The 24346-nt window shown below is 63.3% G+C and carries 27 protein-coding genes; 16 read left to right on the plus strand and 11 right to left on the minus strand.

Annotation, left to right across the window (positions count from 1 at the left end; genetic code table 11):
* Nucleotides 1–81: 81 nt before the first annotated feature.
* Nucleotides 82–759 (plus strand): nitrile hydratase subunit beta, encoded by a 678-nt coding sequence (gene nthB, locus AAC077_RS00475; protein ID WP_339765772.1) that lies wholly within the window; start codon nt 82–84, stop codon nt 757–759.
* The gene (locus tag AAC077_RS00480) at nt 756–1070 is read left to right on the plus strand and encodes a nitrile hydratase accessory protein (protein ID WP_339765774.1); all 315 of its coding nucleotides are present in this window, start codon (nt 756–758) and stop codon (nt 1068–1070) included. Before nthB ends, AAC077_RS00480 begins: the two co-directional genes overlap by 4 nt.
* Nucleotides 1071–1072: 2 nt before the next feature.
* Here AAC077_RS00480 and AAC077_RS00485 read toward each other — a convergent pair whose 3' ends face one another.
* A complete protein-coding gene (locus AAC077_RS00485) occupies nt 1073–1468 on the minus strand; it encodes a DUF6524 family protein (protein ID WP_339765776.1) in 396 nt (131 codons plus the stop codon).
* 187 nt (nt 1469–1655) lie between these two features.
* Here AAC077_RS00485 and AAC077_RS00490 point away from each other — a divergent pair, with 187 nt between their 5' ends.
* The 3 genes from AAC077_RS00490 to AAC077_RS00500 are packed head-to-tail and all read left to right on the plus strand — an operon-like array spanning nt 1656 to nt 3562.
* Nucleotides 1656–2948 (plus strand): adenylosuccinate synthase, encoded by a 1293-nt coding sequence (locus AAC077_RS00490; RefSeq protein ID WP_339765778.1) that lies wholly within the window; start codon nt 1656–1658, stop codon nt 2946–2948.
* 9 nt (nt 2949–2957) lie between these two features.
* Nucleotides 2958–3191, plus strand: coding sequence for a DUF2842 domain-containing protein (locus AAC077_RS00495; protein ID WP_339765780.1), 234 nt, complete (start codon nt 2958–2960; stop codon nt 3189–3191).
* A complete protein-coding gene (locus tag AAC077_RS00500) occupies nt 3191–3562 on the plus strand; it encodes a glyoxalase superfamily protein (protein WP_339765782.1) in 372 nt (123 codons plus the stop codon). The genes AAC077_RS00495 and AAC077_RS00500 overlap by 1 nt, the downstream gene beginning before the upstream one ends.
* A gap of 63 nt (nt 3563–3625) precedes the next feature.
* Here the strand turns inward: AAC077_RS00500 and AAC077_RS00505 are convergent, their stop codons facing one another.
* Complete coding sequence (locus tag AAC077_RS00505; protein ID WP_339765784.1) at nt 3626–5734, minus strand: chemotaxis protein CheA; 2109 nt, start codon at nt 5732–5734, stop codon at nt 3626–3628.
* Nucleotides 5735–5963: 229 nt separating this feature from the next.
* On the opposite strand from AAC077_RS00505, the gene AAC077_RS00510 reads away from it, so the two are divergent.
* Nucleotides 5964–6611 carry a thiamine diphosphokinase gene (locus AAC077_RS00510; protein WP_339765786.1) on the plus strand — a complete coding sequence of 216 codons (648 nt, stop codon included), beginning with the start codon at nt 5964–5966 and terminating at the stop codon, nt 6609–6611.
* Here the strand turns inward: AAC077_RS00510 and AAC077_RS00515 are convergent.
* From AAC077_RS00515 to AAC077_RS00535, 5 genes are all read right to left on the minus strand, one after another.
* Nucleotides 6608–7522: a DMT family transporter gene (locus tag AAC077_RS00515; protein ID WP_339765788.1), complete on the minus strand. Its 915-nt coding sequence runs from the start codon at nt 7520–7522 to the stop codon at nt 6608–6610. The genes AAC077_RS00510 and AAC077_RS00515 overlap by 4 nt on opposite strands.
* A 55-nt stretch (nt 7523–7577) precedes the next feature.
* The gene (locus AAC077_RS00520; RefSeq protein WP_339765790.1) at nt 7578–8951 is read right to left on the minus strand and encodes an L-serine ammonia-lyase; all 1374 of its coding nucleotides are present in this window, start codon (nt 8949–8951) and stop codon (nt 7578–7580) included.
* Complete coding sequence (locus tag AAC077_RS00525) at nt 8952–9641, minus strand: glutathione S-transferase family protein (protein ID WP_339767899.1); 690 nt, start codon at nt 9639–9641, stop codon at nt 8952–8954.
* A 71-nt stretch (nt 9642–9712) separates the two neighbouring features.
* Nucleotides 9713–9874, minus strand: a complete 162-nt coding sequence (locus tag AAC077_RS00530) for a hypothetical protein (RefSeq protein WP_339765792.1) — start codon at nt 9872–9874, stop codon at nt 9713–9715.
* Nucleotides 9871–10074 carry a hypothetical protein gene (locus tag AAC077_RS00535; RefSeq protein WP_339765794.1) on the minus strand — a complete coding sequence of 68 codons (204 nt, stop codon included), beginning with the start codon at nt 10072–10074 and terminating at the stop codon, nt 9871–9873. The genes AAC077_RS00530 and AAC077_RS00535 overlap by 4 nt, the downstream gene beginning before the upstream one ends.
* A 263-nt stretch (nt 10075–10337) precedes the next feature.
* Between AAC077_RS00535 and AAC077_RS00540 the strand changes: the two genes are divergently transcribed.
* From AAC077_RS00540 to AAC077_RS00570, 7 genes are all read left to right on the plus strand, one after another.
* Complete coding sequence (locus AAC077_RS00540) at nt 10338–11378, plus strand: Hint domain-containing protein (protein ID WP_339765796.1); 1041 nt, start codon at nt 10338–10340, stop codon at nt 11376–11378.
* A 72-nt stretch (nt 11379–11450) separates the two neighbouring features.
* The gene (rpiA, locus tag AAC077_RS00545; protein WP_339765798.1) at nt 11451–12239 is read left to right on the plus strand and encodes a ribose-5-phosphate isomerase RpiA; all 789 of its coding nucleotides are present in this window, start codon (nt 11451–11453) and stop codon (nt 12237–12239) included.
* 22 nt (nt 12240–12261) lie between these two features.
* Nucleotides 12262–13731, plus strand: coding sequence for an FAD-dependent oxidoreductase (locus AAC077_RS00550; RefSeq protein ID WP_339765800.1), 1470 nt, complete (start codon nt 12262–12264; stop codon nt 13729–13731).
* Nucleotides 13732–13806: 75 nt separating this feature from the next.
* Nucleotides 13807–14979: an FtsH protease activity modulator HflK gene (hflK, locus tag AAC077_RS00555; RefSeq protein WP_339765802.1), complete on the plus strand. Its 1173-nt coding sequence runs from the start codon at nt 13807–13809 to the stop codon at nt 14977–14979.
* Nucleotides 14979–15872 carry a protease modulator HflC gene (locus AAC077_RS00560; RefSeq protein WP_339765804.1) on the plus strand — a complete coding sequence of 298 codons (894 nt, stop codon included), beginning with the start codon at nt 14979–14981 and terminating at the stop codon, nt 15870–15872. Before hflK ends, AAC077_RS00560 begins: the two co-directional genes overlap by 1 nt.
* Nucleotide 15873: 1 nt before the next feature.
* Nucleotides 15874–16071, plus strand: a complete 198-nt coding sequence (locus tag AAC077_RS00565; protein WP_339765806.1) for a DUF2065 domain-containing protein — start codon at nt 15874–15876, stop codon at nt 16069–16071.
* Nucleotides 16072–16348: 277 nt separating this feature from the next.
* Nucleotides 16349–17824, plus strand: coding sequence for a DegQ family serine endoprotease (locus AAC077_RS00570; RefSeq protein ID WP_339765808.1), 1476 nt, complete (start codon nt 16349–16351; stop codon nt 17822–17824).
* 54 nt (nt 17825–17878) lie between these two features.
* Here AAC077_RS00570 and AAC077_RS00575 read toward each other — a convergent pair whose 3' ends face one another.
* Complete coding sequence (locus AAC077_RS00575; RefSeq protein ID WP_339765810.1) at nt 17879–18406, minus strand: peptidoglycan-binding domain-containing protein; 528 nt, start codon at nt 18404–18406, stop codon at nt 17879–17881.
* A gap of 203 nt (nt 18407–18609) precedes the next feature.
* Here AAC077_RS00575 and AAC077_RS00580 point away from each other — a divergent pair, with 203 nt between their 5' ends.
* Complete coding sequence (locus AAC077_RS00580; RefSeq protein ID WP_339765812.1) at nt 18610–18933, plus strand: 2Fe-2S iron-sulfur cluster-binding protein; 324 nt, start codon at nt 18610–18612, stop codon at nt 18931–18933.
* Nucleotides 18933–19652 (plus strand): VCBS repeat-containing protein, encoded by a 720-nt coding sequence (locus AAC077_RS00585; protein ID WP_339765814.1) that lies wholly within the window; start codon nt 18933–18935, stop codon nt 19650–19652. The genes AAC077_RS00580 and AAC077_RS00585 overlap by 1 nt, the downstream gene beginning before the upstream one ends.
* 70 nt (nt 19653–19722) lie before the next feature.
* On the opposite strand, the gene purD is transcribed toward AAC077_RS00585, so the two are convergent.
* A complete protein-coding gene (gene purD / locus AAC077_RS00590) occupies nt 19723–20988 on the minus strand; it encodes a phosphoribosylamine--glycine ligase (protein ID WP_339765816.1) in 1266 nt (421 codons plus the stop codon).
* Between the two features lie 78 nt (nt 20989–21066).
* On the opposite strand from purD, the gene xseA reads away from it, so the two are divergent.
* A complete protein-coding gene (gene xseA / locus AAC077_RS00595) occupies nt 21067–22617 on the plus strand; it encodes an exodeoxyribonuclease VII large subunit (protein ID WP_339765818.1) in 1551 nt (516 codons plus the stop codon).
* Here xseA and AAC077_RS00600 read toward each other — a convergent pair.
* Both AAC077_RS00600 and AAC077_RS00605 read right to left on the minus strand, forming a co-directional pair.
* Complete coding sequence (locus AAC077_RS00600) at nt 22614–23651, minus strand: cyclase family protein (protein ID WP_339765820.1); 1038 nt, start codon at nt 23649–23651, stop codon at nt 22614–22616. The two genes, xseA and AAC077_RS00600, sit on opposite strands and share 4 nt — an antisense overlap.
* Before the next feature lie 134 nt (nt 23652–23785).
* A complete protein-coding gene (locus AAC077_RS00605) occupies nt 23786–24175 on the minus strand; it encodes a hypothetical protein (protein WP_339765822.1) in 390 nt (129 codons plus the stop codon).
* Nucleotides 24176–24346: the final 171 nt, after the last annotated feature.

Here is a 24346-nt window from a genome sequence, read left to right on the forward strand (position 1 = left end):
GGCGCAGACGCGTGACCCGTGTCCACGACCACAAAGGCGCAGACGCGTGAGTCGCGTCCACGATCACAAAGGCGCAGACGCATGACGCGCGTCCACGACATGGGCGGGCGTTACGGCGATGGCGCGGTCGTGCCCGAACCCGAAACCGAGGTGTTCCATGCCGACTGGCATCCGCGTGCGCTGGCGGTGACGCTGGCCTGCGGGTCGTTGGGCCAGTGGAACATCGACACCAGCCGCCACGCCCGCGAACGGCTGGCACCCATGGATTACGCCGCCTTCAGCTATTACGAAAAGTGGATGGCGGGGCTGGCCGATATGCTGGTGGACAAGGGCGTGCTGACGCCCGAGGAACTGGCCAGTGGTCATGCCATTGGTCCGTCGCCGCTGGCCGACCGCAAGTTGACGTCGGATGCCGTCGCCGGTGTTCTGGCGCGTGGTGGCCCTGCGGACCGGCCTGCACAGGTCGCGGTGGCGTTTTCTGCCGGTGACAAGGTCCGCACGCGGCGGCACGCCCACAACGCATTTGTCGACGGCGGCCACACCCGTTTGCCGGATTACGCAGCCGGGGCTGTGGGGCGCATCGTGCGGCTGCACGGCCACCATGTCCTGCCCGATGCCGCCGCGCACGGGCTGGGGGACCGTCCCGAACCGCTCTATGCCGTGGCGTTTGCCGCGTCGGAATTGTGGGCGCGCCCCGAACATCCGCGCGACGAGGTGGTGCTGGACCTGTGGCAGAGCTATCTGGAGCCTGCATCATGACCCGTCCCGAACCGGTCTTCGAAGCGCCGTGGCACGCGCAACTGTTTGCGCTGACGGTGCATCTGAACGAGGCAGGGCGGTTCGACTGGCCCGACTGGGCCGCGCGGTTTTCCACGACTTTGGCGCGACACGGGCTGACCCGCGACCTGAACGGCGGCGATGACTATTTCGCGGCGTGGCTTGAAACGCTCGAGGGGCTGCTGGCCGAAAAAGGCTGGGCCGAGGCTGCTGCCGTGGCCGACATGCGCGACGCGTGGGAGGCGGCCTATCTGCGCACCCCGCACGGCGATCCGGTGACGCTGGACGGTTGATCCTATTCGTCGACGTCGTCCATATCGGCCTGACCGGACAAACGGCGGCGCACCAGGCTCCAGGACAGGCCGATCCCCAGAACCGAGCTGAGCGCCAGCAGGCCCAGCCATGTGTTCATGCTGGTGTTGTCCAGGCTGAGCAGGTGCAGATCGTACAGCACCCACAGCCCCGATCCCATCACCGCCAGCACCAGCGCCATTCCGAATCCGCCGATAGAACGCAGCGTCGCGCGCAAATAGATGATATATCCGATCAACAACAAAAGCCCCACCAGCACCGCGATTGACAGGTTTTTCGACCCGTAATCCCGCACCCACCGCACGTAGTTGAATTCGGTCGGATTGTAGGTCAGGGCCAGCAGCACAAAGGCCGCCAGCCAGCGCAGGATAAAGCCCATCGCGATCTCCGGTGTCTGGTTTCCACAGGAATTGCCCAAAACGGCCCCTTGTGTAAAGGGTGTTGGGTCAACATCCCTAGTCCGCACTTATTTGCAGATATGCGGGCCGGGGCCACAGTTTGTGGTTTCGCGCCCTGTGCGGGCGGACTATACCACACCCGGTTTGCAATCAAAAAGGACCTGCATCATGGCCAATGTCGTCGTTGTCGGCGCCCAATGGGGTGACGAAGGAAAAGGCAAGATCGTCGATTGGCTCAGCGAGCGCGCCGATGTGATTGCCCGGTTCCAAGGCGGGCACAATGCGGGCCACACGCTGGTGATCGACGGGACGGTTTACAAGCTGCACGCGCTGCCTTCGGGTGTGGTGCGCGGCGGGAAATTGTCGGTGATCGGCAATGGTGTGGTGCTGGACCCCTGGCATCTGGTCAAGGAAATTGCAGGCATCCGCGAGCAGGGTGTGACCATCACCCCGGAAACCCTGATGATCGCCGAGAACACGCCGCTGATCCTGCCGTTCCACGGTGAACTGGACCGCGCGCGCGAGGGCCAGAATTCGGTGGCCAAGATTGGCACGACCGGGCGCGGCATCGGCCCGTGCTACGAGGACAAAGTGGGCCGCCGCGTGATCCGCGTGGCCGATCTGGCGGATGATGCCACGCTGGAACTGCGGGTCGACCGTGCGCTGGTGCACCACAACGCGTTGCGTGCGGGTTTGGGTCTGGAACCGGTGGACCGCGACGACCTGCTGGCGCAACTGCGCGAGATTGCACCGCAAATCCTGCCCTTTGCCGCTCCGGTCTGGAAAGTGCTGAACGAAAAGCGCAAGGCGGGCAAACGTATCCTGTTCGAAGGGGCGCAAGGCGCGCTTCTGGACATCGACTTTGGCACCTATCCTTTTGTGACCTCGTCCAACGTGATCGCGGGGCAGGCGGCCACCGGAACAGGTATGGGGCCGGGTGCCATCAACTATGTTCTGGGCATCGTCAAAGCCTACACCACCCGCGTGGGTGAAGGCCCGTTCCCGACAGAACTGCTGGACGAAGACGGTCAGCGTCTGGGCGAACGGGGCCACGAGTTCGGCACCACAACAGGCCGCAAGCGTCGCTGTGGCTGGTTCGATGCCTGCCTGGTGCGCCAGACCTGTGCCACCAGCGGCGTTGATGGCATTTCGCTGACCAAACTGGATGTGCTGGACGGGTTCGAAACGCTGAAGATTTGCGTGGGCTATGAGCTGGACGGCAAACGGATGGACTATTTGCCCACCGCCGCCGACCAACAGGCGCGCTGCACACCGATCTACGAGGAAATGCCGGGCTGGTCGGAATCGACCGAAGGCGCGCGCAGCTGGGCCGATCTGCCCGCCGAGGCGATCAAATACGTGCGACGCGTCGAAGAGCTGATCGAATGTCCGGTGGCGCTGTTGTCCACCTCGCCCGAGCGTGAAGACACCATTCTGGTACGCGATCCGTTCGCTGATTAAGGGGGCCACATGGCGCTAAGCTACAAAGCACGTCGGCGCTGGTCGCTGATCATCCTGCTGGTGGGGCTGCCGCTTTATATCATCCTTGCGGTGAACATCGTGGCGCTGTTCGACCGGCCGTCGATCTGGGTCGAACTGCTGGTCTATGTGGGTCTTGGCGTCTTGTGGGCCTTCCCGCTGAAGGCCGTGTTCAAGGGGGTCGGGCAACCGGACCCCGACGCGAACCAAAGCAGGGGCGACTGATGCAGGCGCAGGCCCCGATCCCGATCCTGCGCAGCTTTGACGAAGCCAAGGCGCGGGAATTCTACGTGGATTTCCTGGGGTTCGAAGTGGTGTTCGCGCACCGCTTTGCGCCCGATCTGCCGCTGTACCTAAGCTTGCGCATGGGCGACTGCGAAGTGCACCTGTCCGAACATCACGGCGATGCGTCGCCGGGGGCTGCGCTGCGTATCGGGGTGCCGGATGTGGCGGCCTATGCCGCCAGCTTGCGCGCCAAGAACTATGGTTTTGCCCGCCCGGGCGTCCAGCGGCAGCCTTACGGAATGGACGATATGAGCGTGGCCGATCCCTTTGGCAACCGGCTGATTTTCTGTACGCCGGTGCCGGACAGCTAACCCCCAAATGCCAAAACGGCGGACCCGAAGGCCCGCCGTTTCAGTCTCATTCAGCTGTGGCAGTCAGCCTGCGGCGCGTTGGTCGGGGCGAAACCCGATGTCGCCAGAGACAGCAAAGCGCCCGCCCTTGATCTTTTCGATCTTCCCGGCCCGGAGCAGTTGGCCAAAGGAACGCAGGCCGTCTTCGCGGCTAAATTCGGTGCCGATCACCTGGCGAACCTTGGTCATAAGTTGCGGACGCGAGAACTGGTCGCGCTCTTCCACAAAAGCCAGATAGGCGGCGGCGGCTTCCAACAGGTCGGGCAGTTCGTGCGCGCCCATCTCGTCCGCAAACTCGGCAAAGCTGGTGCTGCTGGCCTCGACAACCGCGATAGGCTGTTCCACGCGACGCGGGCGCACAGGTGTGGCCAGTGCTGCGGGTTGGGCCGTGTCCACACGCTGCTCGGCCACCAGTTTCAGCGGGGCCGGGCGTTGCACATCGGGGCGACGGTCGCGGCCGGTGCCGCGCGCTTCGGGGCGGCGCGGTTTGACCACATCGGCCAGATCGGTCTGATAGGCGCGCACTTCCAGCGCATCCTCGGCCAGCTTGGCGCCAACAATCCCGTCGTCCGAATTCTTGGCCGCCACGGCTGCGCGCAGGTGGGCAAAGGCATCGCGGCGGCGCGCGCTTTCGGGTTCGCCCATCTCGGCATCGGTCTTGGCCATCAGGCGGGCGACGTCACCGTCGTCAGCCGCATCGTCCAGTTTGGCCGCGGCGGTGCGGGCCGCGTGGGTGGCGCGGGCTGCTTCGTCGGCGTCATCATCTTGATCGTCCAGACCGGCCTCGACATCGGCCAGTTCGCGCAGCAAGGCGTCTTCGTCTTCATCCGACAACGAGGATTCGCGGCCGTCGGCCTGCGCGTCGGTGTCGTCCTCATCCTCGTCGGACATCTCTTCAAGATTGCCCTGCGCGATGGCGGCTTCCAGTTCGGAACGTTTGACCTTGACGATACGGGTGATGCGTGGGGCAGGGGCTGCGGCGTCTTCCGCGCTGTCCTCTTCCTCGACGATCATGATTTCTTCGTCGTCGTCATCCGCGTCGTCGCTGTCGTCGAACAGGTTCATGTCGTCGATTTCGTCGGACATATCATCCGTCAAATCGTCCGCGGCGTCGTCTTCTGTGGCCACATGGGCCGTCGCTGTGTCGTCACTGTCGTCAGACATTTCGCCGTCCAGACGGGCAAGGATTTCGGCGACGTCGTCGTCGTCTTCATCCTCGGCCACGGTCATCGCGTCGTCTGCATCCAGTGCGGCGCTGACATCGGCGGCGGCATGGGCTGTCAGGTCGGCGGCGGATTCGCGGGCGGCGTCCTGCGCGTCGTCTTCGTCCTGTGCCTGCGCCATCATCGCGGTCATCAGGGCATCGTCCTGCGCGGTCTGTGCGTCGTCTTCGTCTTCAAAGTCGGCGCCGGCATGAACGGCGTCGGACAGCAGTTCCTCGGCATGCTCGTCTTCGGAATAGTCGTCGTCCCGATCGTCGTCATCGGCTTGCGACACGACGGCGCGGATACGCTCAAGCTTGGCCGCGATGCTGTCGGCGTGGGGAATCACACGGTCACGGGGGGCGCTTTCGACGGCTTCGGCTTCCGCGATTTCGGGGGTGATTTCGGGCTGTTCGTCTTCTTCGGCAACCGTTTCTGTGGTGTCTTCGATGGTGTCGGCCATGAAGGTTTCGGTGTCGTCCTGCGCGTCCTCAACCTGTGCTTCCTGTGCTTCGGGCGCTGTTTGCAGCATGTCGCCCGCTTTGGCATGGTCAAAGGCGTCGTCGATGTCGTCGCCCTTTTGGTCGTCCGCATCCGCCGCGTCGTCTTGCACCTGCACGGCGTCGGCTTCGGTGGCCATCACCTCGGGGGCGATGTCGGGTGTCGCTTCGGGCGCGGCCTGTTGCGGCGCAGCTTCGGCAGCGGGTGCGGCAGCGGGCGCAGGGGCGGCCTGCGGGGCAAGCGGTGCCTCGGCCTGCGGCGCTGTGGCACTCAGGAAGATGCGGCCATCGTTTGTGCGCGCCTCGACGCGGCGGGCAATCTCGCGTTCTGCGATACGTGCCAGCATCTCGGCGTCCGGTTGCGGAGGTTCAGCGCCAAAGTACCGGTCGTCGCTGGCCAAATCGCGGAAATACTCGGCAATGGCTTTCATTGTGTGGAAAGAATCGTCAAACCCTTCCAACGTGCACGAGAAGGTGCCGTAGGAGACCGTTAAAATTTTATTGTTACTGATCATAATAGGCGTCCTCTGCGGTGCTGCAGGCTTTGGTATTGTTGAACGGCGCGGCCAAAGCAGCCCGAATCTGTGCCCAGCACGGTATCATTTTAAGGCGACTTTGTGACTTGTTTCCAAATATGAGGCTAATACCGTGCCGGACAGTGTGATCGTTGAAAGTGCAGCGCCAGTAACTTTGATCGGCGGGGGGGCCGGCACTGCCGCCGATGTGGCTTTGGCGGCTGCGCTGGCGCCGGTCTGTGTGGCAGCCGACGGAGGGGCCGCATTGGCCCTGACCGCAGGCGTCCTGCCCGATGCGGTTATTGGCGATTTCGACAGTTTGCCGGACGAAATTCGCGCCCAGATCCCAGATAACCGCCTGCATCACATAACGGAACAGTCCAGCACCGACTTTGACAAGGCGCTGCGCAGCATTGCGGCACCTTTGGTGATTGCTGTCGGTTTTACAGGGGAACGGCTGGATCATCAACTGGCTGCCTTTCACGTTCTCGCGGCCCGCAGCGCGCGCCCCTGCATCATGCTGGGGGCGACCGAGGTGATCTTTCATTGTCCCGCGCAGGTGGCCTTGCCTGTGGTTGCGGGCGATGTGGTATCATTGTTTCCCATGCAGAAAGTATCGGGGCGGTCGATTGGCTTGCAGTGGCCGATTGACGGGTTGGAGTTTCACCCGATGCACCTGATCGGCACGTCGAACCGCGCGACGGGGCCGGTTCGGTTGTGGATGGACGGGCCGGGAATGCTGTGTATCGCGCCACGGCGTATCCTGGCAGAGCTGGTTCAGGCGCTGGTTTAGGCTGTTGGTGGCACCCGCATCTGCCGCCGCGCCACGCTGCGTTCGCGCAGTACTACATACAGGCCCGCCCCAACCGTGACCAGAATGCCCACCGTCGCCAGCCCGTTGGGCAGATCGCGGAACACCACGTAACCGATGGCGGTGGCAAAGGGGATTTCCAGGTATTGCATCGGCGCCAGCGTGGCCGAGGGCGCAAAGCGCAGCGACCATGTCATCATCAGGTGTCCCAGCGTGCCGAACAGGCCGATCCCCACCAGCAACAGCGTCTCGGTTCCGTCCGGCAGGCGCATCGCCAGCCCGGCCACATCATCCGAGAACAGCCACAGCAGCGGCGACATGATCGCAATTGCCATCGCGCCGGACACGGCCTGCAAGCTGACGGGGTCGGTTTGCTTGGCGATCTGGCGGGTCACCAGCATGAACAGCGCGAACGTAAAGGCCACGAAAATCGGCCACAGCGCGGGCCAGCCCACATCGACAAAGCTGGGTTGCACCACCAGCAGCGTGCCCAGAAACCCGACGATGCAGGCGATCAGGCGGCGGCTGCCGACTTCTTCGCCCAGAACGTATTTGCCCAGCAGCAGCATGATGAACGGCATGACGAAGGCAATCGCCACCGCATCGGCCAGCGGCAGATAGCGCAGGGCGGTGAACATGCCGCCAATGCCCGCGATATGCAGCAACGTACGAATGAACGTCAGCCGCAGCACACGGCCCCGCATCTTCCATTGGCGTCCGGTCAGCCAGACCAGCGGGATCAGCACGATCACCTGCACCATGAACCGGCACCACAGCAATTGCCCCAGCGACAGCGACTGGCCAATGACCTTGGCCAGCGCATCGCCCATCGGGGCAACCACGCAAAAGCCAAGCATCAACATGATACCTAAAAGGGGGCGATCCTGATCCATAAGCCGCACGCTAGGTGCGGCGTTGGGGATTGGCAATTGCCGAAGGTGCAAAAGGTCAGCAGTTCGGCACGTTGACCGCCAGCCCGCCCAACGAGGTTTCCTTGTACTTCTCGGACATATCCGCGCCGGTCTGGCGCATGGTTTCGATGCAAGCGTCCAGCGGCACCAGATGGGTGCCGTCGCCGCGCAGGGCCAGCGACGCGGCGCTGACCGCCTTGATCGCGCCCAGCCCGTTGCGTTCGATACAAGGCACCTGGACCAGCCCTTTGACCGGATCGCAGGTCATGCCCAGATGATGCTCCAGCGCGATCTCGGCGGCATTTTCGACCTGTTCCGGCGTGCCGCCCATCACCGCGCAGAGGGCTGCGGCTGACATGGCGGCGGCACTGCCCACTTCGGCCTGACAGCCCGCTTCGGCGCCCGAGATCGAGGCGTTGTATTTCACCAGCCCGCCAATGGCGGCAGCGGTCAGCAGGAAATCCTCGATATGTTTTTCCGACGCCCCCGGCACATGGTCCAGATAATAGCGCAAGGTCGCAGGCAGCACGCCCGCCGCACCATTGGTGGGGGCGGTGACCACTTGCCCGCCGGCTGCGTTTTCCTCGTTCACCGCCATGGCATAGACGCTCATCCAGTCGTTGATGGTGTGCGGGGCCTGTTGGTTCATCCCGCGCTCGGCTTGCAATGCATCGTGGATCGCCTTGGCGCGGCGTTTGACCTGCAAGCCGCCGGGCAGGATGCCATCATTGTTCAGCCCCCGGTCGATACAGTCGTTCATCACCTGCCACAGCCGTGCCGTGCCGCGTTTCAGGTTGTCGGCCCCGCCGCGCGATTCCTCGTTGGCGCGTTTCATGCCCGCGATGGTCTTGCCCGAGGCGTGGGCCATCTCCAGCATTTCATTGGCGGATTTGAAGGGAAAGGGGACGGGGTCGCCCTCATCGGTGTCCTTGCCTGCGGCCAGCTCTTCCTCGGTCATCACGAAGCCGCCGCCGATCGAATAGAACACCTGTCGCAGGGTGACGTCGCCCTGGGCATCGGTGGCCATCAGGATCATGCCGTTGGCGTGGCCCTTTAGCTGGGTGTCATAGTCGAAAACCAGATCACGTTTGGGATCGAATTTCAGCGGTGGCAGGCCGTCGGGGTGCAACAGGTGCGTGGTGTCCAGATCGGCCAGCGTCGCCTCGGCCTTGTCGTTGTCATAGGTATCGGGCACGAACCCCGCGAGGCCCAGAATGGTGGCGCGGTCCGTGGCGTGACCGACCCCCGTGAACGCCAATGACCCGTGCAGCGACCCGCGCACACCGGCAAAATGGAAGGGCGAGGCGCGCATCATGTCCAGAAACCGGGCGGCAGCGACCATCGGCCCCATGGTGTGCGAGGACGACGGGCCAATGCCCACTTTGAACATCTCGAAGACGGATAGGAACATTCAGGTGGCACTTCCATATGGTGGGGTGGGCGCACGGGGCGCGGTGAAGGGCGTGTCGCCCAGACCTTCGGCACGCATCAGCATGGCACAGGCGGGCAGGGTTTCGACGCGCAGGCAGGTGGCGTGCAGCGCGGGGTAGCTGGACAGGTCGAACCAACTGCGGTCGGTGTCGACAGGATAAAGAACACACCAGCGCAGGCAAGCCGCGATATAGAAATCCAGCACGGTCGGGGCATTATGTTGCCAGTCGGCGGCGGCATCGTTCAGCCTGCTCAGGTGATCGGCAAGCTGGGTTTGCAGGTGCTGTCGCAGGCGGGCCTGATCGCGGCGGTCTGTGCCGGTGTATTTGTCGGGATAGAAGGTCATCCGCAGGGCCGGATGCACGGTGTTGGCGACAAAGAACAGCCATTTCAGCCAGTTGCCCCGCCCCGGATCGTCCGGCGCAGGGCCCAGCCCGCCGTGGGTGTCCGCCAGCCACAGCAGGATCGCGCCTGTCTCGAACAGCACGCCGTGCGGGGTTTCCAGCGTCGGGATCAACCCGTTGGGGTTCAGTGCACGGTAAGCGGCTGTTTCCTGTGCACGGGCGGCACGGTCCACCAGACGCGTCTGGTAGGGCAGCCCGGCATGGTCCAGCGCCAACCGAACGATCAGCGAGGCATTGTCAGGGGCAAAGTGCAGCACATATGTCATCTCCGCAGACATAGCGCCCGGCAGACAGTCGATGCGCTTCATTTGCGACCGATCAGCAGCGAAAGCTGACCCTATGGGTGCTGCGCGCCATCCTCGATGCGGATGCGATGGCGCAACATCAGGGTGTTCAGCACGGTAATGACCACGGCGACCCACCACAGGCCCAGCACCCATGCCGCCGCGCCGTCTCCGAACAGGACCGTGACGATGACATCCACCTGATCGGCTGTCATCCGCGCGTCGTCCAGCGCGGCGTGGGCAGCGCCAGAAGCTTGCGCGCCTGATCCAGAACCACGGATTGCGGCAACGCATGGCGCGGCAGCGCGGTGCCGACCGATAGCAGTACTGAATAATGTGTCAGGAGTGCGCCGTTCTCAAGCGTGCACGCGATGCGGATAGTGCGACGGCAGTGGCGGGACACAGGCCGGAACATCCCATTTGCGTGCGACTTAAACATATAAAAATCAACGATATAGGTGTTCTTGCCTCGCCCCGCCATTTATTGGGGGCGATTGCGGGGCAGTCTGTCGTCGGGGGGCAGAGCTTGAACGGGTAGGTTTGTTAAACCAGCCAGAAATTCCACGATATTTTCAAAACTTAGCCGCAAATCGCCGCCATTCCTTTGGAGGTTCTTTAACCGTCTTTCAGTTGTTTTTGTTTAAGGCGGTCAGGTTTGGTAACGAGGAAGGCCGGTAGATGCCGACTTACAGTTTCGATGCGTTCGGATTCGACGAAATCTCTTTCACGGGACCAGATCCCTTTGCGTCGGATAACAGTGGCAACGCCGATTCTGTCAGCAATGGCGCGACCATTCGCATCGACCCCGATGCCGTGGCCAGCGATGTGGTCCTGACCGACAACGAAGGCATATTTGAAGACGGCGATGGCGGTCAGGACCTTGTGCAAGGTCTGACGCTGAACGGTATGTATTTCGGCCCGGGCCAGAACGTCGAGATTGAATATGCCTATGTGATCCGGCCTGTCGGCTCGAACGATCCGGCTGACAATATCACGATATACGTTCTTGAAATGGACGCGGATGCCCAAGGTATCGCGTCGGACAAACGGCTGATCCCGGGCGTTGACTATCAGATCGTGTCGATTGCGTCGAACGACCCTGAAATCGCTTATGCGGACATGGCTGTCTGTTACGTGCGCGGCACGTCGATCGCAGTGCCGGGGGGCGAATGCGCGGTCGAGGATATTCAGGCCGGCGATCTGGTCAGCACCGTCGACGATGGACCCCAAGCGGTGGTCTGGTGTGGGGAAGAAAGGGTCGGGGGGCAGGGAAATCTGGCTCCGATCCGCATCGCCGCCGGAACGCTGGGCAACGACCGTGACCTGTTCGTGTCTCCGCAGCACCGCATTCTGGTCACCTGCGGATGGGCCGTGCCGTTGTCCGGCTGGCAACCGCATCTGGTCCCGGCCAAGGCGCTTGTTGGGCTGCCGGGCATTGCCATCGCGCCGCGACGGGTGGTGGATTATCATCATATCATGTGTGCCGGTCACCACCTTGTGCACGCAAACGGCGTGCTGTCGGAAACCATGTTGCCGGGCGCGCAGGCGCTCAAGGCGCTGGGCCCGGTTGCCCAAGAGGAAATCGCGGCGCTTCTGGGGCCGTCTGCTGACATGCCGCCGGCGCGCCCTTGCCTGCGGGTGGGGCAATGGCGGCGGATGCTGCGTCAGGCAGACACGGTTTCGAAACCGGCGCTTTCAACGGTGTCACCTGCAATCTGACGCGACAATTGCCCATAGCACCCACGACGCATCTTTCCTATAAGCAGCACAAGACACTATTGGAGCTGCCCCATGTCCGGAGAATTGTCCCCGATTGACAAGGCGAAATTCGTCGCCGCCAAACGTGCCGCCGACTATGTCGAGGACGGTATGCGTGTGGGATTGGGCACTGGCAGCACCGCCGCATGGCTGGTGCGCTGCATCGGCGAGATGGTGCGCAACGACGGGCTGCGGATCAAGGGCGTTCCCACCTCTACCCGCACAGCACAACTGGCGCGCGAGGTGGGCATCGAGGTGATGTCGCTGGACGAGGCCAAATGGCTGGACCTGACCATTGACGGGGCCGACGAATTCGACGGCGACCTGAACCTGATCAAGGGCGGCGGCGGCGCGCTGTTGCAGGAAAAGATCGTAGCGACCGCCAGCGACCAGATGGTGGTGATCGCGGACATCGGCAAAGAGGTCGAGACGCTGGGCGCCTTTCCCCTGCCGATCGAAGTGATTCCGTTCGGCTGGCAGACCACGCAGGCGCTGGTCGAGGAAACGCTGATCTCGATGGACGTTCTGGGCCGGTCGTCGTCGCTGCGCATGAACGGCGCGCGGCCTTTCATCACTGACGAAGGCAACCACATTCTTGACCTTCATTTGCACCGCATCGGCAACGCCCGGCAACTGTCGCTGGTGCTGAACCAGATGCCCGGCGTCGTCGAAAACGGTTTGTTCATCGACATTTGTGACGCGGTTGTGATCGGCTATGGCGATGGACGGGTCGAAGTGCGCGACATAAATGAAGGCACAATCGAACAGGACCGTCTGGAATTCGTCGAGACGGACAACCTGTTCACCGACCTTGCTGACTAACCAACCTAAGGGGCGCGCTTTTATGGCATCCACATATGACTTTGATCTTTTTGTAATTGGCGGCGGTTCGGGCGGCGTGCGTGCGGCGCGGGTGGCGGCTGGCGATGGCGTCAAGGTCGGGCTGGCCGAAGAAAGCCGCTATGGCGGCACCTGTGTGATCCGTGGCTGTGTGCCGAAAAAGCTGATGGTGTTCGCCAGCGAATACCGCGACACGGTGCGCGATGCGTCGGCCTATGGCTGGGATCTGAAAGAGGGGCCGTTCGACTGGCCGGTGTTTCAGAAGCGTCTGAACACTGAACTGGACCGGCTTGAGGATGTGTATCGCAATCTGCTGGCCAATTCCGGCGTTGAGACTTTTGACTGTCGCGCCACGCTGAAAGACAAGCACACCGTGGTGCTGTCCAACGGCGCGGAAAAGACCGCCAAGACGATACTGGTGGCCACCGGGGGCCGCCCCGTGCGCCCCGATCTGCCCAATGCCGATCTGGGGATTGTCAGCGACGACATCTTCCATCTGGAAAAGCTGCCCAAGTCGATCCTGATCATCGGCGGCGGCTATATCGCCTGTGAATTTGCCTGCATCCTGCATGGGTTGGGTGTCGAGGTGACGCAATATTACCGCGGTGCACAAATCCTGCGCGGTTTCGACGACGAGGCGCGCGGGCTGGTGGCCGAAGCGATGCGTGAACGCGGCATTGACCTGCGCGTGGGCACCAACATCGTCGAGATGTGCCCCGACACGGAAGAGCACGCGCCGCACGTGGGATCAGACGCCGCAATGGGCGCCGATGCCCAGCAAAGCGCCGAAATTGCCAACCGCAAAACCGACCCCGAAGCCGGCACGCGCGGCGGGCCGATCCGGGTGAAATCGACCACCGGCGGCGAAAAGGTCTTTGACGTGGTGTTCTTTGCCACGGGCCGCGCGCCGAACACGCAAGACATGGGGCTGGAAGAGGCGGGCGTAAAGCTGGGCCGTGGTCAGGAAATTCTGGTCGACGAATACTCGAAAACCGATGCCGACAACATCTATGCCATTGGGGACGTCACCGACCGGGTGAACCTGACACCGGTTGCGATCCGCGAGGGCATGGCCTTTGTCGAAACCGTATACCGTGACAATCCGACGCCGGTGGATCACGACCTGATCCCGTCCGCGATCTTCACACAGCCCGAAATGGGCACCATCGGCCTGAGCGAAGAGGCCGCAGCCAAGCAGGAAGAAATTGAGATTTACGCCTCAAGCTTCCGGCCGATGCAGACCGCATTTGCCAAACGCGACGACCGGGTGCTGATGAAACTGATCGTATCCAAGAAAACGCGCGTGGTTCTGGGATGTCATATCGTCGCGCCCAATGCGGGTGAAATGATCCAGCTTGCGGGCATCGCGATCAAGATGGGTGCAACCAAAGAAGACTTTGACCGCGTTTGCGCGGTGCATCCGACCATGTCCGAGGAAATCGTGACAATGCGGACGCCGACGCGCACTGCTTGAATTCTCAAGTAAAATACACAGGTAATAGAGTGATGCGCGGCCCCCACGGGTCGCGAACAGGAGGACAGAAAACATATGGCTGGCAACACAGGCGGCCCTTGGGGCGGCGGAGGCTCTGGCGGAGATGACGGACGCGGGGGCGATCGCGGCACCAACGGTGCAGGCAATGGCGGCAAACCCGGTGGCGGTCGTCGCCCCGGCGAAGGCGGCGGGCAGATGCCCGAAATCGACGAATTGGTCAAAAAGGGCCAGGAACAACTGCGCGTCCTGATGGGCGGACGTGGTGGCAACAACGGCACCGGCGGACGTGGTCCGGGCGGTGGCGGCGGTGGTCCGCGACTGACCCGTGGAACAGTTGGCCTTGCGGTTCTGGTGGCGATCATCGGCTGGGGGCTTGCCAGCTTTTACACCGTGAAACCCGAAGAACGCTCGGTCGAGCTGTTTCTGGGCAAATATTCCGCAACCGGTGATCCCGGCCTGAACTTTGCGCCCTGGCCGCTGGTCACGGCCGTGGTCCTGCCGGTGACGCGCGAACAGACGGAAACCATTGGCACGGGCACGCGTGGCGAAACCGGCCTGATGCTGACCACCGACGAAAACATCATCGACATTGATTTTCAGGTGGTCTGGAACATTTCGGACCCGGCAAAATACCTGTTCAACCTGGCCGAGCCCGAAGAAACCATTCGCGCCGTGTCGGAATCGGCCATGCGCGAAGTTATCGCACGGTCGGAACTGGCGCCGATCCTGAACCGCGACCGTCAGGTGATTGCGGATGAAGCACAGGAACTGATCCAGTCAACGTTGGACCAATACGACAGCGGCGTGAACATCCTGCGTCTGAACCTTGATAAAGCCGACCCGCCGCGCGACGTGATCGACAGCTTCCGCGAAGTGCAGGCAGCCGAACAGCAACGCGACCGTCTGGAACGCGAGGCGGATGCCTATGCCAACCGTGTGCTGGCTGGTGCCCGTGGTGAAGCCGCGCAAACGCTGGAAGAGGCCGAAGGTTACCGCGCCCAGCAAGTGAACGAAGCCCAGGGTGAGGCCGCGCGCTTTACCTCGGTTCTGGAAGAATACTCCAAGGCACCGCAGGTGACACGCAAACGCCTGTATCTAGAGACGATGGAGAAAATCCTGGGGGATGTGGACAAGATTATCCTTGAGGACGCGTCCGGTGGTAACGGCGGACAGGGCGTCGTGCCCTATCTGCCGCTCAATGAATTGCGCCGTGGAGGATCGAACTGATGCGGAATACAACATTTATCATTCCCGCCGTCGTCGTGCTGGTGGCCATCCTGCTCAGCTCGGTCTTTATCGTGGACGAGCGTGAAAAGGCGCTGGTGCTGCAATTCGGCCAGATCAAATCGGTCAAGGAAGAACCGGGGCTGGCGTTCAAAATCCCGCTGATTCAGGAAGTCGTGCGTTACGATGACCGCATTCAGGCGCTGGACACCGACCCCACCGAGGTGACGCCTTCGGATGACCGCCGTCTGGTCGTCGACGCCTTTGCCCGCTACCGGATTTCGGACGTGGTGCAGTTCCGCCAAGCGGTGGGCGCCAACGGGATGCGCGGGGCCGAGGACCGGCTTGAGGGCATCCTGAACCCGGTGATCCGGGCGGTTCTGGGTTCGAACGGGGTGACATCCAACACCATCCTGTCGGCGGACCGTGCGGGCCTGATGGCGCGCATCACCGAACAGGCACGCCAGCGTGCGCTGCCCCTGGGACTGGAAGTCATCGACGTGCGTCTTAAACAGACCAACCTGCCCGAGCAGAACCTTGATGCGACATTCGCCCGGATGCGGGCCGAACGGGAACGCGAAGCGGCGGACGAAATCGCGCGCGGTGAAGAAGCCGCCCAGCGGGTGCGTGCGCAGGCTGACCGGACCGTGGTCGAGCTGACTTCGGACGCGACACGGCAGGCGGACATCATTCGCGGTGAAGCCGACGCCGAACGCAACGGTATCTTTGCCACCGCGTTTGGCGCCGATCCCGAATTCTTCGAGTTCTACCGCTCGCTGACCGCATACGAGCGGGCGCTGAAAGGTGAGAACTCGACGATGGTGATGTCGCCCGACAGCGAGTTCTTCAACTACCTGCGCTCGGATCAGGGCGCGCGGTCGGTCGAAGGCGAATAACATGGCCTGGGTCCTGATGGCCCTTGGTCTTGTGCTGATTGTCGAGGGGCTGGCCTATGCGCTGGCCCCTTCGCTTATTGAACGTGTGCTTGAACTGTTGCGCAGCCTGCCCGAGGGGATGCGCCGGCAGGTGGGCGTTCTCGCTTTGGTGAGCGGTCTTTTGCTGGTCTGGGCGGCCTTCCAGTTCGGCCTGAACTGATCGCGGCGCTGACGCGCCATTTGATTTTATTTAAAATTCTCCGAATTTTGGTGCGATGCCTCCGGCGGGGATATTTTGGGCCAAAAGAAGTTTTGCGCGCCGGTCTTGTCCGTGGCGGGCAGGGTTCACAGATGGGTAACGTGGTGTTGACAGGGTGCGATTGAATTCCATCTTTCATGTTGCAAGCCAGCAACGCTAGATGCACGGTAGTGCGCAGACGCGCAGTAATGTGTGAAAAGCGGGCGTCCCGCCCGCATGAAAAGCAGGAGAACGTCGTATGCAGACCAGAGCGGTCGCGGTGTCGACAACACGCACACCTATTTTCCAAATTCGCGCTATGTGGCTGACGGCCCTGGCGATGGTCCTTGTGCTGGCGCAGGTGATTGCGGCACAGGCCAAACCTGAAAGCCTCGCGCCGCTGGCCGAGAAAATCAGCCCCTCGGTGGTGAATATCACCACCTCCACTGTGGTGGCAGGCAACACCGGTCCGCAGGGCATCGTGCCCGAAGGCAGCCCGTTCGAAGATTTCTTCCGTGAATTCCAGGACCGCAACAACAACGGCGACCGCCCGCGTCGGTCGTCTGCATTGGGGTCGGGTTTCGTGATTTCCGAAGACGGCTATGTGGTCACCAACAACCACGTGATCGAAGGCGCGGACGAGATCACAATCGAATTTTTCAACGGCAAGGAACTGGATGCCAAGGTTGTTGGCACTGACCCCAACACCGACATCGCCCTGCTGAAAGTCGAGGCTGACGGCCCGCTGCCGTTCGTGCCCTTTGGCAACAGCGACGCGGCGCGTGTGGGTGACTGGGTGATTGCCATGGGCAACCCGCTGGGTCAGGGCTTTTCGGTCTCGGCCGGTATCGTGTCGGCCCGCAACCGCGCGCTGAGCGGCACCTATGACGACTACATCCAGACCGACGCTGCGATCAACCGCGGCAACTCGGGTGGCCCCTTGTTCAACATGGACGGCGAAGTGATCGGCGTGAACACCGCCATCCTGTCGCCCAACGGCGGCTCGATCGGCATCGGGTTCTCGATGGCGTCGAACGTGGTGAACCGCGTGGTCAAACAGTTGCAGGAATACGGCGAAACCCGCCGCGGCTGGCTGGGCGTGCGCATTCAGGACGTGACACCGGATATTGCCGAGGCGATGGGTCTTGAGAAGACAACCGGCGCCTTGGTGACATCGGTGCCCGAAGGTCCCGCAATGGAAGCCGGCATGAAGGATGGCGATGTGATCCTCAGCTTTGCCGGTGTCGATGTGGCAGACACCCGTGCGCTGGTGCGCCAGGTGGGCAACAGCCCCGTGGGCGAAGCGGTGCGTGTGGTTGTGTTCCGCGACGGCAAGACCGTGACGCTGAAGGTCACGCTGGGCCGTCGTGAAGAAGCCGAAGGTGCGGTTCCGGCCGTGGCCAAAGGTGACGACGCCGAGCAGGCCCCTGAAACCACCAAAGAGGTTCTGGGCCTGACGCTGGCACCGCTGACCGACGAGATGCGCAGCGAGCTGGGTGTCGGTGACGATCTGGTGGGGCTGGCGGTCGGCGCTGTTGACGAAAGCTCGGAGGCCTTCGAGAAGGGGTTGCGTCCCGGTGACGTGATCACCGAAGCCGGTCAACAAAAGGTCGCCACGATTGCCGACTTTGAAACCCGCGTGTCCGAGGTCAAAGAGGCCGGCCGCAAATCGCTGTTGCTGCTGGTACGCCGTGGCGGCGACCCGCGGTTTGTCGCACTTGGCATTGCCGACTGACGGCATCTGACGACTGAAACATTGAAAGGCCGGGCCGATGTGCCCGGCCTTTTGCTATTCGGCGGGCTGGCGTTCCACCGCGACAAGACCCAGTTTGCGTGCCGTTGCGATGGTCAGTATATCGCTGTCAAAGCCGTCAGGCGCCTGAAACCGGCGCAGGGCCGCGCGGGTGCGCATCGACATCTCGCCGGTGACAGGGCCGTTGTAGACGTTTCGCGCCGCCAGAGCCCGTTGCAGGGACGAGATGAATTCGGGCGTCAGCTCGTCGGCGCAGGGCACCTCGAACCACGTGTCCACGCGCTCTTGCACGATCTCTTGCACGCTTTCGCGTTTGTAAACTGCGGGCTGCTGGATCAGCCCTTCGGCGGTGACTTGCGCGGGCTGCAACAGCACCTCACGCTCGACCGTTTCGATAATGGCGGGCGATGTTTTCTTGCCCCAGCACGTGTCAGGGTCAGCGCCCTGGGGGCGTTCTGCGGTCAGGCGGATCATGCCCGGACCATCCAGCCCGCCACCGCCCGACAAAGGGGCGCAGGCGGCCAGCAACAACACACCAAGGGTTGCGGTTCGAAAGTGGATCATTGCTCGGGTCCTCGGCCGGTTCAGGGGCGGCTTTGCGCGCCAAGCTAGCGGCATCGTGCAGCGGTGACCAGCCCTGCGCGGCAGAGGCACCAGGGGTAAACTGTGTGCCGTGTGCAACCTGCCGACGTGGCGGTGCAAAAGGGGCTGGCGCAGCCCACGGCGGCTGGATAGACATGCAGGGATTTCGCACCAAGGGGGCAGCAATGGCCAAAATTACCTACATCGAACACGGCGGCAAAGAACATGTTGTCGACGTTGCGACCGGCATGACCGTCATGGAAGGCGCGCGCGACAACAACATTCCCGGCATCGAAGCCGACTGCGGTGGCGCTTGCGCCTGCTCGACCTGCCACGTTTATGTCGATCCGGCCTGGGTCGAAAAACTGCCGGCCAAGGACGACATGGAAGAAGACATGCTCGACTTTGCCTACGAACCCGATCCCGCGCGGTCGCGTCTGACCTGCCAGCTCAAGGTTACCGATGCGCTGGACGGTCTGGTCGTCCACATGCCCGAAAAACAAATCTGATGATGCGGCTGGCGGCGCTCTGCTGGGCGCTGCTGGCCGGTGCCGCCACTGCGGCGCCGCAGGGCCATGCGCGCCTTGGCACATACACCGCGCAGTTTCAGGTACCGACCCACCGCTATGGTCACGCCATCATGGGCGATCTGCCGGAATGGGGGCGGCTGTGCCTGACCGGCCCGGGAACGCAGGCCTGCGTGACCCTGCCCGAAACAGCGGTGTTCGAGGATATGGCCCCGCGTCTGGCCGATCTGGATCACGACGGCATCCCCGAGGTGGTCGTTGTGGAAAGCACCATGACCCAAGGCGCCGCGCTGGTCGTCTACCGTTTGGACAAAACGACGCTGACCCGTATCGCTACGCCACATATCGGCAGGCGCAACCGCTGGCTTGCCCCTGCGGGCATCGGCGATCTGGACGGCGATGGCAGCGTCGAAATCGCCTATGTCGATCGTCCGCATTTGGCCAAGACCCTGCGCATCTGGCGGTATGAGAACGGCGCGCTGCACCATGTGACGGACCAGCAGGGGCTGACCAACCACCGCATTGGCGACGAGGGTATCGCCGGCGGTCTGCGCACCTGTGACGGCCCGCCCGAAATCCTGACCGCCAATGCCGACTGGTCGCAAATCATCGCCACCCGTCTGACAAGCGGTCGCACGCACACGCGCCCCTTGGGCCGCTACAGCGCCGCAGCCATGACCCGCGCGCTACGCTGTAACTAACCCTTCATCTTGCCGGAAAAACTCCGGGGGACGCGTCGCAGACGCGGGGGGCAGCGCCCCCTGCGCCGTCTCAGTCCAGCGCCCGCCAGCCGATGTCGCGGCGACAGAACCCGCCATCCCAATCCACGGCGTCAACCATCGCATAAGCACGTTCGCGGGCTTCGGCCAGCGACGCGCCACGGGCGGTGACGTTCAGAACCCGCCCGCCATTGGCGACCACATCACCGCCCGCGCGCTTGGTGCCCGCGTGGAACACCATGTTGCTGCTGTCTTCGGGCAGCACATCCAGCCCTCCGATCACGCTGCCTTTTTCGTAAGCATCGGGATAGCCCTTGGCCGCCATCACCACGGTGATCGCGTGATCATCCGCCCAGTTCACCCGTGCATCGCGCAGACGCCCTTGGGCTGCGGCGTGCATCAGGTCCAGCGCCTGCGCACCCAGGCGCATCATCAGCACCTGGCACTCGGGGTCGCCAAAGCGCACGTTGTATTCCACCAGACGCGGCACGCCGTCCTTGATCATCAGGCCCGCGTACAAAATACCCTGATAGGGCATCCCGCGTTTGGTCATTTCGTCCATGCAGGGCTTGATGATCTGGTCCAGTGCGGTTTGTGCAATCGCATCCGTCAGCACCGGCGCGGGCGAATAGGCGCCCATGCCGCCGGTGTTGGGGCCGGTGTCGCCGTCGCCCACGCGCTTGTGGTCCTGGGCCGTGCCCATCGGCAAAACATCGGTGCCGTCGCACAGCACGAAGAACGACGCTTCCTCGCCCTCCATGAACTCCTCGATCACCACCTCGGCGCCGGCCCCGCCAAAGGCGCCGCCGAACATGTCGTCGATGGCCGCTTCGGCCTCGGTCACGGTTTCGGCGATGATCACGCCCTTGCCCGCGGCCAGACCGTCGGCCTTGACCACAATCGGCGCGCCTTGCTCTTGCACATAGGCGCGGGCGGCAGCGGCATCGGTGAAATGTCCGTAGGCGGCGGTGTTCGCGCCGCAGGCATCACAGATTTCCTTGGTAAAGGCTTTGGACGCCTCCAGTTGCGCGGCGGCAGCGCTGGGACCGAACACCAGCACACCCGCATCGCGCAGACGGTCTGCAACGCCGGCGGCCAGCGGGGCCTCGGGGCCGACGATGACAAAGTCGATTGATTCCGCCTCGACCAGCGCCACCACTGCACCGCCGTCTTCAATATCCAGCGTGGCGCATTCCGCCATCGTCTCGATGCCCGCATTGCCGGGCGCGACGATCAGCCTGTCACACTTGGGGTTTTGCACCACCGCCCATGCCAATGCATGTTCGCGGCCACCACCGCCGAGGATCAGAATATTCATGCCGCACACTCCTTGGCCTTTGTTGCCCCGCGTTCTAGTCTGCGCACACCCGCCACACAAGCACACAAGGCACAGCTTATGGACCTGATCGACGACCCTTCCGAGGCTGGCAACTCTCCCGAGTTCAGCGTCACCGAGCTTTCTGGTGCGATCAAGCGGGTGATCGAAGGAGAATTCGGCCATGTGCGCATCCGCGGCGAGGTGGGCCGCGTGTCGCGCCCGCGCTCGGGGCATGTCTATCTGGACCTCAAGGACGACCGCAGCGTGATTTCCGGCGTGATGTGGAAAGGCGTGGCCAGCCGTCTGCAAACCCAGCCCGAGGAGGGCATGGAGGTGATCGCCACGGGGCGCATCACCACCTTTGGCGGTCAATCGAAATACCAGATTGTCATCGAAGACATCAAACCCGCAGGCATGGGCGCGCTGATGGCGCTGCTGGAAAAGCGCAAGGGCATGTTGCAGGCCGAAGGGCTGTTCGACGACGCCCGCAAGCGCCCCTTGCCCTATCTGCCGGACATCATCGGCGTGGTCACGTCGCCGTCGGGTGCGGTGATCCGTGACATCCTGCACCGGCTGCGCGACCGGTTCCCGCGCAAGGTGCTGATCTGGCCCGTGGCCGTCCAGGGTGAGCGGTGCGCCCCGGAGGTTGCCCGCGCCATTGCGGGGTTCAACGCGATGACACCGGGCGGCGCACTGCCACGTCCCGACCTGCTGATCGTCGCGCGCGGTGGCGGCAGTGTCGAAGACCTGTGGGGGTTCAACGAAGAAATCGTCGCGCGGGCGGCAGCGGCTTCCGAGATTCCGCTGATCTCAGCCGTGGGACACGAGACGGATACGACGCTGATTGACTACGTGTCAGACCGCCGGGCGCCGACGCCCACTGCTGCCGCCGAACTGGCGGTGCCGGTGCGCCATGAATTGCTGGCATGGCTGGGCGGGCAGGGCGCGCGCATGTCGCAGGCCTTGTCGACCACGCTGGTGCGTCGCCGCCAGCGCCTGACCGATCTGGGCCGCGCCCTGCCGCGCCCCGAGGTGCTGGTCGAAGGACCGCGCCAGCGGCTGGATGTGCTGGGCGACCGTCTGGGCCCTGCGCTGATTGCCGGGGTGCAGCGGCGCAAGGTCAAACTGTCCGAGGCCTCGGGCAGCCTGCGCCCCGCCACCCTGCGCCGCAGCGTGCAGACCGCGCGGCGCGATCTGGACCGACTGTCGGCGCGACTGGCCCCGGCGCTGGCCCGTGCGGTTGCCGCGAAATCGGAACGGTTTACGGCCCGCACCGCCCGCTTTGACCCCACCGCCCTGACCGCGCAAACCGCCACGGCGCGGCGTGATCTGGACCGTCTGGTTGCGGGGATCACCCGTGCAGGACAGGGCCAAACCCAAACCCTGCGCCGCAAGATCGACGCCATGGACCGCCTGCGCGAAACCCTCAGCTACAAGGCGACGCTGGCGCGCGGCTATGCCGTGGTGCGTGGCGACGGGGATGTGGTGACGACCAAGGCAGGGGCGAAAAAGGCCGCAAGCCTCGAGATCGAATTCGCCGACGGCAAGCTGGTGGTCGGCGGCAAGGCCGGCGGGGCGACCCCGAAAAAAGCCGCCCCCGAAGCACCGGACCAAGGATCGCTGTTCTAGACTGTCGCCACCGGCGTCACCGGCGATCCGACCGCCGACGGCAGGCGCAAGGGGGGCGCCGTGATCAGGAACCGTGATCGCCCGTTGGCCCGCAGCCAGTCGGCCAGCGGCGTCAGGTGCCACAGCTCGCCCAGCATGATCCCGTTCTTGAACAGGCAATGTTCGTGCAGGGGCAGGGTGGAACAACACCCCTCGCCGGGGCTGGCCGGTGTGGCCTCGACCGCGTAGTTGTCGGCGGCAATCGCCGCGATCCCGCTGTCGGTGATCCATTGCAACAGCCGCGCGTCGCGCCCGTCCAGCACGGCGCAGGCATTGTGCAAACGGTCCTCGTCCGGGGTTTTGTTCATGTCCAGAATCACCTGCGCGAACCCTGTGTGCAGCACCAGCATGTCGCCCGGCTCGACACTGACCCCGTCGTCCTGCATCACCTGCATCAGCATATCGTAGCTGACCAACGTGCGGTCATCACCGAAATGCGCGCGCAAATCCACCATCACGCCGCGCCCCTGAATGCCATGGGCGGCGGCGTTTTCGATGCCCAGAGCGGTGGCCTGCGAGGTGCTGTGCGGTTTCATCTCGGGGCCGACGCCCGCGTCCGACATCGCCTCGGGCGCGATGATGTGTTCGCCCGCGCGGTAGCCGTTGTAAAACACCTTGTCCGCCGTGCCGGTGCCCAAGCTGTCGAATTGCCCGCCCACATGGCAAAGCGCGTCCCATTGGGTGGAATATTGCAGGTGAATGATCGCCAGATCATCGCACAGCACGTCCGATGCGCCCGGCAATGTCGCGTTAAAATTCACCGCACCCTCACGCAGCGTGGGCCGCACCACGGGCGGCTTGCGGCGCGGGTTCAGCCCGCTGCCACCGGGGTAATCCAACGGCAGCGACAGGCAAAAGGTGATCCCCTCGATCGCCTCGGCCAGCCCTTGTTTGACCTTGGCGCGGTCCATCAGGTTCAGCCGCCCGATCTGGTCATCTGGGCCAAAATCGCCCCAGTTTGACCCGGGCGGACGGTGGGTCCATCGGTCTGTCATATGCGGGTCTCCTCCCCCTTGTGTGCTGCCATCATGGCGCGTGGGAAGGGTTTGGCGCAAGTGTGCTTGTGCGCCTGGTATTTTGATTTAATTTCAGTCTGTTATGGCCGGATCTGAATGTCAGAAGGTCGCGCTTACACGCCGATCTTCGGCCCCAGGCACAACATTTCCTCGCCCAGATCCTGCGCCTCGTACAGCGACAGCGCACCTGGTTCGTTCTGGAACTGCGCCAGCAATCCGCCGCCGCGCTGCTCGAAGGTCCAGCATTGCGGCTCGGGACGGTCTTCGTAGACAAAACAGATGTTGCCCGCGTCTTCGTACCAATAGCCGTCCTTGCATTCGCCATCCAGAAACGACCAGCGCACGCGGCGGTCGTTCAGATAAACCTCGGCCCCATAGGGCGCGCCGCCGGACCCAAAGAACAATGTCTTGCCCTTGGTGTATGCATCAAAGGCAGCGCCATCCATCGGTTCCGCTGCCAAAGGGGCAGCGCACAGGGCGGCAAGAAGGAATATACGTGTCATCATATCACCAGCTTGCCAGACACGCAGCCCCGGCGCCAGCCTGTGATGCACGGATCGGCGAATATGCGTAGGCTTGCGTTTCCGATGCGTCTCAGCGCACCACAATCCGCGCAGGCGTGTGGCCAGAAATGCGCGTTCAAGGGTCGCTTTTGGGCTGAACCGGTGGGCGGT

This window comes from uncultured Pseudosulfitobacter sp. (assembly GCF_963976325.1).
GTDB lineage: Bacteria > Pseudomonadota > Alphaproteobacteria > Rhodobacterales > Rhodobacteraceae > Pseudosulfitobacter.